Origin of the sequence: Ruminococcus sp. YE282 (assembly GCA_900101355.1) — a bacterium.
GTDB classification, from domain to species: Bacteria; Bacillota; Clostridia; order Oscillospirales; family Acutalibacteraceae; genus Ruminococcoides; species Ruminococcoides bromii_A.
The window spans coordinates 25,637-38,043 of the sequence record FMUV01000022.1 but is presented as its reverse complement, the minus strand read 5'-3'; the positions used below and the strand labels follow the sequence as shown (position 1 = coordinate 38,043).

At 41.4% G+C, this 12,407-nt stretch carries 13 protein-coding genes; 1 reads left to right on the top strand and 12 read right to left on the bottom strand.

From position 1 onward, the window contains the following. Window positions 1–226 (top strand): transposase (locus tag BLP46_RS08140; protein ID WP_207645222.1); only part of this gene is annotated, 226 nt, incomplete at its 5' end. A gap of 181 nt (window positions 227–407) precedes the next feature. Here BLP46_RS08140 and BLP46_RS08135 read toward each other — a convergent pair. From BLP46_RS08135 to pyk, 12 genes are all read right to left on the bottom strand, one after another. Further along, entirely contained in the window at window positions 408–1,577 is a 1,170-nt protein-coding gene (locus BLP46_RS08135) for a pyridoxal phosphate-dependent aminotransferase (protein ID WP_092978032.1), read from the bottom strand. Between the two features lie 15 nt (window positions 1,578–1,592). Next, window positions 1,593–2,939, bottom strand: a complete 1,347-nt coding sequence (locus tag BLP46_RS08130) for a phenylacetate--CoA ligase family protein (RefSeq protein WP_092978030.1) — start codon at window positions 2,937–2,939, stop codon at window positions 1,593–1,595. A gap of 30 nt (window positions 2,940–2,969) precedes the next feature. Further along, window positions 2,970–3,863, bottom strand: coding sequence for a thiamine pyrophosphate-dependent enzyme (locus tag BLP46_RS08125; RefSeq protein ID WP_318259539.1), 894 nt, complete (start codon window positions 3,861–3,863; stop codon window positions 2,970–2,972). Then, window positions 3,856–5,025 (bottom strand): transketolase C-terminal domain-containing protein, encoded by a 1,170-nt coding sequence (locus tag BLP46_RS08120; RefSeq protein WP_092978026.1) that lies wholly within the window; start codon window positions 5,023–5,025, stop codon window positions 3,856–3,858. Before BLP46_RS08120 ends, BLP46_RS08125 begins: the two co-directional genes overlap by 8 nt. Further along, on the bottom strand, window positions 5,025–5,315 hold the full coding sequence (locus tag BLP46_RS08115) for a 4Fe-4S binding protein (RefSeq protein WP_092978024.1): 291 nt from the start codon (window positions 5,313–5,315) through the stop codon (window positions 5,025–5,027). The genes BLP46_RS08120 and BLP46_RS08115 overlap by 1 nt, the downstream gene beginning before the upstream one ends. Then, window positions 5,315–5,845: a 2-oxoacid:acceptor oxidoreductase family protein gene (locus BLP46_RS08110; protein WP_092978022.1), complete on the bottom strand. Its 531-nt coding sequence runs from the start codon at window positions 5,843–5,845 to the stop codon at window positions 5,315–5,317. The genes BLP46_RS08115 and BLP46_RS08110 overlap by 1 nt, the downstream gene beginning before the upstream one ends. 19 nt (window positions 5,846–5,864) lie before the next feature. Continuing rightward, window positions 5,865–6,785 carry an ABC transporter permease gene (locus tag BLP46_RS08105; protein WP_092978020.1) on the bottom strand — a complete coding sequence of 307 codons (921 nt, stop codon included), beginning with the start codon at window positions 6,783–6,785 and terminating at the stop codon, window positions 5,865–5,867. Next, window positions 6,785–7,597, bottom strand: coding sequence for an ABC transporter ATP-binding protein (locus BLP46_RS08100; RefSeq protein ID WP_092978018.1), 813 nt, complete (start codon window positions 7,595–7,597; stop codon window positions 6,785–6,787). Before BLP46_RS08100 ends, BLP46_RS08105 begins: the two co-directional genes overlap by 1 nt. 32 nt (window positions 7,598–7,629) lie before the next feature. Next, entirely contained in the window at window positions 7,630–8,739 is a 1,110-nt protein-coding gene (locus tag BLP46_RS08095; protein ID WP_167669222.1) for an ABC transporter substrate-binding protein, read from the bottom strand. Window positions 8,740–9,306: 567 nt separating this feature from the next. Next, on the bottom strand, window positions 9,307–10,095 hold the full coding sequence (locus tag BLP46_RS08090; protein ID WP_092978014.1) for an amidohydrolase family protein: 789 nt from the start codon (window positions 10,093–10,095) through the stop codon (window positions 9,307–9,309). Between the two features lie 278 nt (window positions 10,096–10,373). Further along, window positions 10,374–10,874 (bottom strand): shikimate kinase, encoded by a 501-nt coding sequence (locus BLP46_RS08085; RefSeq protein ID WP_092978012.1) that lies wholly within the window; start codon window positions 10,872–10,874, stop codon window positions 10,374–10,376. An 11-nt stretch (window positions 10,875–10,885) separates the two neighbouring features. Next, window positions 10,886–12,331, bottom strand: coding sequence for a pyruvate kinase (pyk, locus tag BLP46_RS08080; RefSeq protein ID WP_092978010.1), 1,446 nt, complete (start codon window positions 12,329–12,331; stop codon window positions 10,886–10,888). Between the last annotated feature and the right edge of the window lie 76 nt (window positions 12,332–12,407).

Sequence of the window (12,407 nt, the reverse complement as noted above, 5' to 3'; positions counted from 1 at the left end):
CCGGGAGGTTCTGGAAAACCTCGAATGTATCCACGGCGCACTGCTGCGAACGAACCGCTCGATACAAGCCGAAGGCACCTTTGGCGTCATCAAGTATGACCGTTGGTACAAACGAATGGTGCGAAAAGGTCAGCAAAGGGTTAAACTGGAGATTTATCTGGTTTCTATCGGGTTTAACCTCCACAAATTCTATAACAAGCAAAACAGACTCCAAAAGGCTGCGTGATATTCAAAGAGCTGTTCCTTTGGGGTAAGGGGAAACGTGCGGTTTTTTCAACATTTTTCCGCATAACTGCTGCAAAAAAGAGGGCGCTGTGAAGTCGGAAGCTTTTAGCTTCGTTTCTTCACAGCGCCTTAATTTTGATATTTCATACGCCTTTGTAGAGACAAAATTTATTTGATTTAGATTATTTACGAATCGGTATTTTTTTGCGTATACTTTCAAGTCGGTTGAGTGCTTCGTTAAGCGTGTCGTCTTTTTTTGCAAAGTGGAGCCTTACAAGATTATTTACGTTTTCTCTGAAAAAGCTTGAACCCGGAACAGCGCCGACGCCGACATCCTTTGCAAGCACTTCGCAAAACTCCAAGTCGCTGTCAAAACCAAACTCGGAAATATCAAGCAAAATATAATAAGCACCCTGTGGCACGGTATGAGCAATGCCGATGTCATCCAGTCCTTTTAGAAAAAGGTCACGTTTGTGGGTATATTTGTCCTGAAGCCATTTATAATAATCGTCTCCGAACTTTAAACCGGTTACAGCGGCTTCCTGAAGCGGTGCAGCCGCTCCGACGGTAAGGAAGTCATGAACTTTTTTTGCAACTTCAATTATATTTGGCGGAGCGATTATATAACCTAATCTCCAGCCCGTAATTGAATATGTCTTTGAAAGAGAACTGCATGATATTGTGCGTTCATACATATTAGGCAGTGACGAAAAATACACGTGCTTGTTGGGTTCATATACAATATGCTCATAAACTTCATCGGTAATTACAAATGTATCGTATTTTTCGGCAAGGTCTGCAATTATTTTGAGCTCATCATATGTAAACACCTTTCCGCACGGATTTGACGGATTGCACAATATCAATGCTTTTGGGTGTTGTTTAAACGCATTTTCAAGCTCATCCGCATTAAAGTTAAATTCAGGTGGATAAAGCGGAACATAAATCGGCTCTGCACCCGAGAGAATAGTGTCCGCTCCGTAATTTTCATAAAACGGAGAAAAGACAATAACTTTATCACCGGGATTTGCAACCGTCATCATTGCCGCCATCATTGCCTCTGTACTGCCGCAGGTTACCACAATCTCGCTGTTTGCATCAATTGTTATGCCCATAAGGCGAGACTGCTTTTCGGCAAGCGCCTCTCTGAAATTCTGCGCACCCCAGGTAATGGAATACTGGTGAAAGTCTTCGTGCGCAACCTCGGCAAGTCTATTGAGAATTTCTTTTGGCGGTTCAAAATCGGGAAACCCCTGAGAAAGATTAACCGCATTATATTTTAATGAAACACGCGTCATTCTGCGAATGACCGAGTCGGTAAATGTGTCTGTTCTGCGTGATAATTCAGGCATTGCTGCACTCCCCCGTTAAATACTGTAATCAAGTTTGCGCTCGTCTATTACTCTTCTTGATTTGTGCTCGGAACGAGTATCAAGACCGCCGTCCGGATGAACAACCACCCTTGCAGGCTTAACGCCGATTCTGCCCTTTAAAGCAGCGGAAACTCTTGCGGCAAGCTGTTCGTCAGATTCGGTGTTATCTGCGCTCTTCTCAATTTCTACCGCATATCTGTTTGTATAGTTTTCTTCAAAAATTCTGATAAGGTATTCGCCTGTTATGCCGTCAAGCTCACGAATTGCGGCTTCAATATCACTTGGAAATACGTTAACAGCCGATACAATAAACATATCGTCCTTTCTTCCCTGAATATGTATTCTACCGTGAGTTCTTCCGCATTTGCACGGTGTGTTGTCTATCCAGCCGATATCGCCTGTGCGGAAACGGATAAGCGGTCTTGCGTGCTTGCGCAGGGTTGTGAACACAAGTTCGCCGACTTCGCCCGGCTTAAGAATTTCTCCGGTATGAATATCAACAGTTTCAACAAGAATATGGTTTTCGGCGATGTGAAGTCCGTCTTTTGCCTCACACATTGCTGCGCAGGCACCGAAAATATCAGACAGTCCGTAGAAATCGTAAACTTCTGCGCCCCACAAATCTTCGATTGCCTTTCTTGTTGAATCAATGGAGCCACCAAGCTCGCCTGCAACAATAATCTTCTTAATTGACAAATCCTTTTTAGGGTCAATTCCGGCTTTCTTTGCCTTTTCGCCAAGCTGCCAAGCGTATGACGGGCTTGTCCAAATAATTGTCGGCTGATAAGTTTTTAACACAAACAAAAGTCTTTCCGACGGAAGCGTACCGCCCCAAATGCACAAAGCACCAAGGTTCTGCGCACCGATTACATCAGGTCCGCCAACGTAAAGAGAAAAATTAAGAGCGTGAACATATCTGTCGTTTGGACGCATACCGATTTGCCAGAACCAACGGCTTTCTGTATCCTGAAATTCATCAAAGTCTTTTTTGGTGAACGGGCTCATTGTAGGAACGCCGGTTGAACCCGATGAAGTTGAAATAAATACAACATCTTCTTCCGGAACAGCTGCAAGCTCGCCGAGGAAAGAGCCTACACCCTGAGTGTCACGCTGAGTCTTTTTATTAATGAATGGGAACTTCTGAATATCTGAAAGCTGCTTTATGTCCTCCGGCTTTACGCCTGCTTCGTCAAAAGAACGCTTATAGTACGGAGAATTTTCATAAGCAAATTTAACAATCTCCTTTAAGTCCTTGAGCTGCTGTTTTTCAAGCTGCTCTCTTGGCATTGTTTCAAGTTCTTCATCCCAAAATTTATTGTTTATGTCTCTTTTCTGTGCCATTTTAATTACTCCTGTCTGCATTAGTTTTACTTATCCAAAATTTTTATTGATATACTCCCATTTTTTATCACGGGATGTTTTTATTATTTCTATATCTTCATCTGTGAGATGACGGAATCTTGACTGGCGTGTAAGATAATGCTCTACACTTGCAAATTCCTTTGGACGGTGGTTTAGCTTAAACTCGCCGTTTTCATACTCTGCAAGATACCACAAGCCTGTGTCAACAACCTCTTTTGCAATTTCAACGGTTTCACTCGTATCTATTCCCCAGCCTGTCGGGCAGGGTGCAATTACGTGTATATACTTTGTTCCTCGAATCTCGGAAGCCTTTTGAACTTTTTGCATAAAGTCGTTGATATAACCTATGCTTGCCGTTGCCGCATACGGAATCCCATGAGCCGCAACAATCTCAAACATATTTTTCTTTGGTCTTATGTTACCGTGAATGTTTTGTCCTGCGGGGGTAGTTGTAGTGCGTGCTCCGAACGGAGTCAGAGAGCTTTTCTGAATACCCGTATTCATATATGCCTCGTTGTCATAGCAAATGTATATGATATCATCGTTTCTGTCGATTGCACCCGACAATGCCTGCAATCCGATGTCTGCCGTTCCTCCGTCTCCCGCAAAGCCGACAGCATTAAAATCCGTAATTCCCTGGGCTCTTAAACCCGCTTCAACACCTGTAAGCATTGAAGCCGTTCCCGCAAAAGTAGAGATTATTGCGTTGTTGGAAAAACAAAGCTGAGGAAAGTTAAATCCGACAGCCGACATACAACCTGCCGGGAGCACCGCAACCGTGTTTTTACCAAGCACCTTTAGAGCGATTCTTACGGCAAGACTGCCTCCGCAGCCTGCACAGGCCTTATGACCGTAAAAAAATTCGTCCTTTGAAATTGTTTTTGCCGTAACGGGTTTACTCACTGTCATTCACCCCAATTCCAAGAAAATTAACACCGCTTGGGTTGGTTTTTAAACTGCTAAATATAGTTTTTATTTCTACTTCAGAAATATTTCTTCCGCCGAGTCCGCCGATATAATTAGAAACAGGAACCTCAACACCGAATTTTTTGAGTGCAGAGTTGACATTTGTATAAACAGTTCCCTCGTTTCCGAATGAAATATCTTTTTCAAGAACAGCGGCAGCCTTTGCGTTTTGTACCGCCTGTGAAATTTCTTCGTTTGGGAACGGGCGCATATATCTTATTCGGACAAGTCCGACCTTTTCTCCCTGCTCCCTAAGCTCATCAACGGTTTGTTTTACAAGACCGGATATACTACCGAGTGTAATAATTATGTAATCTGCGTCATCGGACTTATATTTTTCAATCAAACCTGTATATTGTCTGCCAAAAATCTCATTAAAACGTGTTTCCGCTTCGCTGATAATTTTTTTGGCATTTAAAAGACCGTTATGTTCTTTGTATTTAAACGCCGTGTTTGTTGCGGGACCTGCCGAAAAGGCAAGGTTTCGTGGATTTTGTAAATCCATCTTGTTGTCGGTTTCATACGGAGGCAAAAATTCATCAGCCTGTTCCTGAGTAGGTACATCGACAACCTCATATGTATGTGTGAGCACAAATCCGTCAAGATTAGCCATAAACGGTGTTTGCACCTCTTTATGCTCCGCAACATAATAACTTAGCAAAGCAAGGTCAAGTGCCTCCTGGGCATTTTCCGCATACGCCTGTATCCAGCCGCTGTCAAGCAAAGAAAGCGAATCACGCTGGTCGCCGTATATGTTCCACGGCAAGGCTGTTGAACGGTTGGCATTCATCATTACAATCGGAAATCTTCCGCCCGAGGCATAAGTAAGACATTCAGCCATATACAAAAGTCCCTGTGAAGATGTAGCCGTAAAGGTTCTTGCACCAACCGATGAGGCTCCCATTGCACATGACATCGCCGAATGTTCCGATTCAACGTGAATAAATTGGCTGTCAAGGCTTTTGTCCTCAACCATTTCAGACAGGCGTTCAACAACAATTGTCTGCGGAGTTATAGGATACGCCGAAATTACCTTTGGCCTTGCAAGGCGGATGCCGTAGGCAAATGCGTCATTACCCGATAAAAAGTGTTTTGACATTATTTTTCCGCCTCCATCCTAATTGCTCCGACCTTGCAGATTTTTTGACAAATTCCGCAGCCCTTGCAAAAATTATAATCGACATCAACCTTATTATCGTCCTGAAAAATAACTCCGTCGGGACAGTACAGATAGCATTGCAAACAGCCGACGCACTTTGTGTTGTCTATAACAGGACGTACATTTCGCCAGCCCGCATTTTTTGTTACAAGGTAACCCGCCTCATAGGCTGTTGCCTCGGGAATATCCTCAAGGTTTTGAGGTACAAAATCTCTGAGATACGGTTTCATTATTTGACCTCCTTAAACAGCCTGCTTGCCTGTTCAACCGCTTCGATATTTTTGGCGTGAAGTTTTTGCGGCATATAAAGTTTTATCGCATTTTCAATATCCGATATTTCAACCTCACCCGAAACAGCTGAAAAAGCTCCGAGCAGGATAGTATTGGTAATTGGTCGTTTAAGAACCTTTTCAGCGAGCGAGTCCGCATCAACGGCGATTATTCTTTCATCATCAAAACTCTGCTTTGTATTAACGATTATTTTTCCGTTTCCTTTAAGTTCATCAAGCGATGAGCTTACAAGTAATGTATCATCAAGAAATATACTGTAATCAGCCTTTTCAATTTCACTTCTGTTTCCTATCGGCTTATTGTCGAGTTTTGTAAACGCCCTTATCGGAGCACCTCGGCGTTCCGGACCGAACGACGGAAACGCAAGAGCAAAACTTTTATCATCTCTGAGGGCAAACGCCGCTCCCAAAAGTTTTGCAGCGGTAAATGCTCCCTGACCGCCCCTGCCGTGCCACAAAATTTCTTTCATAATAAACACCCTTTAGATTTTATCTTTTCCATTTAAGCAAATGGTTTTGCAGTTTATTAAATAAAAACGATATTGCAACAACCACAACGCCAATTACAAGAAGTCCTACGATTGTGCGTGTGTAGTCGCCCAAATCAGAATAGTTCTTTACATAATATCCAAGTCCGCTGCGAGCTCCTATCATCTCAGCCGAAGTAAGCAAGATAAATGAAACACTCAAGCCCTGATTGCAGCCGATAAATATCTGAGGCAAAGCCGACGGCAATATCACCGAAAACAGCATTGTGAACTTGTTTACATTAAGTACCTTTGCGGAATCAATTACTTCCTTTTCAACATTAAGCACGCCGCTCATTGTGCTTGCGAGAACAGGCCAAAATGTTGCAAGAAAAATAACAAATACCGAAACCGAACGGAACGTCGGTAAAAGTGCTATGCCGTACGGAATATAAACAATCGGAGGAATTGCGCCGAGAAACTTTGAAACATAGGTTGCCGCACTGCCAAGACGAATACTCCAGCCAAGGAATAAACCAAGCGGAATTGCTATTATCGCTGCCAGAACATAGCCCTCAATCACTATTCCGATTGAACTGCCGATATTTAAAACAATCTTATCAAAATCGGCAATAAACTGATGGAACACTTTGCCCATCGGCGGAAAAAGAGCCGCACGCAAAACATTGAATTTTTCTGTCAGCAAGGTCCACAAGATTAAAAATCCGTATATGAAACTTACTATATCCGTAAAAAGATGAAAACCTTTTTCCTTTTTAATGAAAATTGAGACGACAATAACAAGCACTTCAATTGCCGAAGCAAATACTATTGTATACAGAGAGTATGTTTCGCCGTCCAGCGAATTTGGTATGAACTGAATAAGCAAAAATACCAAGTATAATATGTTTGCAAGATGTATAATTCTCTTTTTTGCCGTCATCAGAGCACCACCTCATTTCCGCCGATTTTTTCCGCTATATCGCCATAGAACAGATTTATAAGTTTGTTCCTGAATTTGCCGTATTCGCTTGTCTGAACAAGCTCGGAACGGTTTCTCGGTCTTTCAAATGGAACAGGAATTTCTTTCCTTACCTTTCCCGGGTTTGCCGTCATCATAATAATTCGGTCAGACAGAAGTATTGCCTCGTCAATATCGTGTGTAACAAAAACAACCGTTTTCTTTTCCTGTGTTCCGTCTCCCTCCCAAAGCTTTAACAGAAGCTCCTGAAGTATGGTTCGGTTTTTGGCGTCTATTGCGCCGAACGGCTCATCCATCAAAAGTATGTCGGTATTCATTGCAAGTGCCCTGGCAATGGCAACTCTTTGCTGCATACCGCCCGAAAGTTGTGACGGATATTTGTCCTTAAATTCCTCAAGACCTACTTTGTCAAGAAACTTATCGGCAATATTAAGTCTTTCGGATTTTGACAAATCTTTTTTTACCTGCTTAATTCCGAAAGCAATGTTTTTTCTTGCTGTCATCCACGGAAACAAAGAATAATGCTGAAACACAACTCCTCTGTCGGTTCCCGTTCCGTTAATCGGCTTACCGTCAATTCTTATTTCGCCCTTAGTCGGGGTGTTAATTCCCTCAAGTATGCTAAGCAGCGTACTTTTTCCGCAGCCGCTTGAGCCGATTATGCTTACAAATTCACCCGCTTCAATAGAAAACGATACATCCTCCAACGCTGTAAAGCTATGGTTTTTTGCTGTATAGTTTACGGTCAGATTATCTACTTCAATATTGCTCAACACTTTCACCTCGCACTGCATTGTTAAATTAATTATTCGTACTTGTCAAAGTGTTCCTGCAAAGACTTGTAAACCTCGTCATCAGGATTTTCTGCAATTATGCTGTCAAGCGCCTTTTTGTAAACATCAGTGTTATAAAGCTTTTCGGCATCATAATCCGAAGTATAACCGAGATTAACAATATCGTCTTTAAGTTCAAGAGTAGCTGTTTTGTCAGGGTCGGGACTTGATGTTGAAAGTCCTCCGTAAACCTCATAATCTATGTAGTCGGAATCAATATCTATATACTTCTTTACGTCCTCAACTGTCTTTTCGTGATTATCCTGATACAGCTTGTACGCCTTTATTAAAGCTCTTTCAAAAGCATTGTATGAATTAGGTCTTTCGAAAATTGCGGATGTCGTTGCAACCTGACGGCAGCAGGGCTGATTCTTAAACCTGTCAATCTCGTTGCAGGTATAAACTACTTTGTAGCCTGCGGCTTGTGCAAGAGAAGCATACGGCGAATAAACCGAAGCTGCGTCAATCTCCTGTCCCTGAATTGCGGCATAAGCGTCTTTTTGGCTGTCAAAGTAAACTATGTTTACCTTGTCGTCGCCCTCGCCTATTTCAATGCCCTCGTCCTTTAATATCAACTGAAGCTCTGCGTCCTGAATACTGTTTTTAACAGAAGCAACGTTTTTGCCTTTTAGGACATTTATGTCAATTTCATCATCCTTTAAATCTTTTACCAATTCGGGTTTTATTACATAGCCGTGGCCGTTTGACATTGCTCCGCCAAAAATTGTAAGGTCGTGTCCCTGACTTTGAAATGTAAGCGACGGAACCGAGCCTATAAACGCAACATCAAGCTTACCGGATTCAAGACCTGTTGAAAGCTCCGAAGCACTTGAGAATTGAGTAAGAGTAACATTTAGCCCTTCTTCTTCAAAGTATCCCTCTTCCTTTGCAACAAACGCAAGTAAATGCGCTGTTGAATTTAGATAACCAAGGTTAAAATCCGTTTTCTCAAGAGTGGTTGAACTGCCGTCGGATTTTGACGAATCGGAAGTCTGTGATGAATCATTAGAACAACCTGTGAATGAAAATGATGATATTATTAATGTTAGTGCAAGTGCACCTGCGATTAGTTTTGTTTTCAATTTAATTACCCCTTTTTAGAAATTTACGATATGTGAGGTAATAACATTGCAAAAATTAATGGAAATAATATATTTCAAAGTATCACCTCAATAAGTTTTGATTATTTTGAAGCGATACTACACATTCGTCCGTTTCTAAAATTGGTTCTGAGCAAATTGATAAAAAATAACTTCATAATATCTCCTCCACTGAAATTTCGATGTAACACCCGCCGTTTTAGTGGCGGTAGCATCTGCATTTGGATTATATATAAAAAATGACCGAAGAGCTGTGCCCTCCGGTCATTCTGACGCTAAATTCAGAACTTTTTGTCGAAGAGCGCATCAAAGCAGCACATACCCATAAGGCACATGCACATCATATTAATCATAATGTTTTTTCTGAAATTGAAGGTATTCATTATATGCTCTCCTTTCGTTCCTCTATATTCGTTTTACTTAGTGTTCTTATTAACTTAGTAGGTTTTGTTGCTGTAATAATACCACACATAAAGTGTGGTGTCAACGGTAATATGATATAATTTCTAAAATTGGATAATAACGTTAATTTTTATTTGATACAAGAAATTATTTGGTACTATTTAACAGTCGTTCGGCATTTATCCCGGCAATCGACTCGGTTTCATCGGAAGTCAAGCCTAAATTAAGCAAAGACTCTACCTCTTTGCTCGGATTCCACAGCGGGAAATCAGTGCCAAACAAAATCCGTTCCACACCGTACAGTCGAATATAGTTTACAAGTCGGTCACGGGGCACAAACATCATGGTGCTTGAAATATCAAAGTAGCAATTTTCGTTTTTCAAAACTTCATATGCAGTGTCAATCAGTCCCCAACCGCCCATATGTGCGGCTATAACAGTAAGTTTTGGAAATTTTCTGAGCACATTTTTTAAACGCTTTGGGTGCGAATAATCATACCTTGGGTCTCCGCAATGAATAAGCACAGGAAGCCTGCCCTGTAATGCATCGTACACAACATCAAGCCTGCTGTCGTCAATCGGAAATCTTTGCATATCAGGGTGAAATTTGATACCGCAAAGTCCCAAGGTCTGTAATCTGTCAATTTCTTCAAGAGGATTTTCCATTGCAGCGTGCAAAGTACCGAAACCGATAAACTCACTGTGCTCTTTTGTCTGTTGAGATACAAAGTTGTTTATGCTGGCAATATGTTCGGGAGTAACCGCAACCGGCAAAAGAACGTACTTTGAAATTCCTGCCTCTTTGCCTTCGCTTAACAACACATTGGCAGTTCCTGTAAGCTCAGCGTGCAAGTCATATTCTTGAGCAACGCTTTGGGTTGCCTTGGCTGCAATTTTCTCGGGGTAAATATGTGTGTGAAAATCAATAATTTTCATTTTATTCTCCATTTAAATTTAATCGGCTATTAGCCTATTGTATTTCTCAATAACCTATAAGTTTAGTATGCTTTATTTTATCATTCAAAAAATCTTATGTCAAGCCAAGCAATTCAGGTGATGTATAACAAAAAAGGTAGATACACGGTGGTTTTCCGTGTGTCTACCTTTAGCTTCCGTTTTATAAATATGCGGTTTTGATATTTGATTTAGCGGCAGATATACAGTTAAACTCAGCAAATCTTATTTGCAAACATCTATAAAAACATTTGCCGAATTTACTTAAGACTTTCTGCAAGCTCAGACACCGTTTCCTCTACGCTTTGACCTTCATCGGAAACATTAACCGTTATGTCAGCATATTTTTCATAGAGAGGCTTGCGACTTTCATAAACGGTTTCAAGTGTTTCATTTTTATGGAAGGCGATTCCACGGGTTTTTATATTTGTCACCCTCCGTTTAATCTCATCAAACGGAACATCTATATACACTACCGTAGCGTCTAAGCTTAGATTTTGCATTGCTTTGCTGCTTAAAACCATTGAGCCACCGGTTGCTATAACCGTTTTGTCGCACTTAAGCTCATAACCGACCTGTTCCTCAAGCTCAAGAAAGCTTTCAAGCCCGTCAGTATCCAAAATTTGCTGAAGAGTCTTATTTGCCTTTCGGCTGATAATCAAATCGGTATCAATAAACGAATATCCAAGTGCCTTTGCAAGCAAAACACCAAGCGTACTTTTGCCTGAGCCGGGCATTCCAATTAAAACTATATTACTCATAATTATCTATATTACAAAATTCTTACGTTAAGCGAGTCTGTGCTTGAAGTTGGAATAGTTCTGTTTGACGAAAGCACAACGACTGTATCGCCTTTCTTTACCAATCCCGTCGAAAGAGCTTTTTCCATTGCCTGACGTGTGATAGCATCGGATGTGCGCTTTTCTTCACCGATAACTGCGGTAACACCCCAGTTAAGGCACAGTTTTTTGCAAACAAGCTGTGAGGTAACAACTGCAATTACAGGCACATCAGGTCTGAAATGAACCATAGCTCTTGCAACTCTGCCTGTTGCGCTTTCAACAATAATTGCCTTTGCGCCGACCGCAACCGAAATATCCTTTGCTGCCTTGCAAATGCTGCTGCGTATCAAATTGCTGTCATTCTGATAGTGTGACTCAATATAACAATGCAAAGCGGTAAACTCACCGTTATTTTCAGCTTCTCTGCATATGTCTGCAAGTGCCTTTACACTTTCAACAGGATATTTGCCTGCTGCCGATTCACCGGAAAGCATAACTGCGCTTGTTCCGTCATAAACCGCATTGGCAACGTCGCTGATTTCTGCACGGGTTGGGCGTGGAGATGTTGTCATACTTTCAAGCATCTGAGTTGCGGTAATAACGTATTTTCCCTTTGCAACACATTTTCTGATAAGAGTTTTTTGAATTTCAGGCAACTTAATAAACGGTATTTCAACGCCCATATCGCCTCTCGCAACCATTATGCCGTCTGCATAGTCAATGATTGCATCCATATCGTCAACGCCGCTCTGGTTTTCAATCTTTGCAATAATTTCAACGTATTCAAATCCTATGCTGTCAATATAATCACGTAAAGTACGAACATCTTCGTGATTGCGAACAAACGAAGCGGCAACAACATTTGCACCGTGTGTAAGTCCAAATTCTATGTCTCGTCTGTCCTGAGCACTTACATACGGCATATTGATATGATATCCCGGAATATTAAGGCTCTTGCGGTTTTTGAGCACACCGCCCTTGTTTACGGTACATACAATTCTGTCAGGCTGAACATCTTTAACAACAAGTGAAAGCAAACCGTCATCAAGCAAAATCTCTCTGCCGATTGCAGAGCCTCCGTCAGCGTAGAATAAATCAATAAGTTTTGGGAATGAAATGCTTACGCCGTTCTCGTCACCCTCTTCACATCCCTTAAGCAGTGAAAATTCATTGCCTTCTTTGAGTGTTACAGCACCCTCTTTAAAGGTAGTAACACGCACTTCCGGGCCTTTGGTATCAAGAAGAATTTCAACATTTTTTCCGCTTTCTTCAATTGCTTCTTTTAAAGTAGCAAATAAAACTTCAAGTTCATCATAAACGCCGTGAGACATATTGATTCTTGCAACGTTCATTCCCGCATTAATCATTTTTAGCAAAGTTTCCTTTGTATTACATGCAGGTCCGAGAGTACAAACTATTTTTGTTTTTCTCATCATAATATATACATTCCTTTCATATTGGAAATTGATAAAACACAATTATTGTTCATTTTTCTTTTCATATTATAAAACA

Excerpts from the sequence above, each read along its gene's own strand:
- BLP46_RS08135 (WP_092978032.1), bottom strand. The coding sequence starts at position 1,577 with ATGCCTGAATTATCACGCAGAACAGACACATTTACCGACTCGGTCATT.
- BLP46_RS08130 (WP_092978030.1), bottom strand. The coding sequence starts at position 2,939 with ATGGCACAGAAAAGAGACATAAACAATAAATTTTGGGATGAAGAACTT.
- BLP46_RS08120 (WP_092978026.1), bottom strand. The coding sequence starts at position 5,025 with ATGTCAAAACACTTTTTATCGGGTAATGACGCATTTGCCTACGGCATC.
- BLP46_RS08115 (WP_092978024.1), bottom strand. The coding sequence starts at position 5,315 with ATGAAACCGTATCTCAGAGATTTTGTACCTCAAAACCTTGAGGATATT.
- BLP46_RS08110 (WP_092978022.1), bottom strand. The coding sequence starts at position 5,845 with ATGAAAGAAATTTTGTGGCACGGCAGGGGCGGTCAGGGAGCATTTACC.
- BLP46_RS08105 (WP_092978020.1), bottom strand. The coding sequence starts at position 6,785 with ATGACGGCAAAAAAGAGAATTATACATCTTGCAAACATATTATACTTG.
- BLP46_RS08090 (WP_092978014.1), bottom strand. The coding sequence starts at position 10,095 with ATGAAAATTATTGATTTTCACACACATATTTACCCCGAGAAAATTGCA.
- BLP46_RS08085 (WP_092978012.1), bottom strand. The coding sequence starts at position 10,874 with ATGAGTAATATAGTTTTAATTGGAATGCCCGGCTCAGGCAAAAGTACG.
- pyk (WP_092978010.1), bottom strand. The coding sequence starts at position 12,331 with ATGATGAGAAAAACAAAAATAGTTTGTACTCTCGGACCTGCATGTAAT.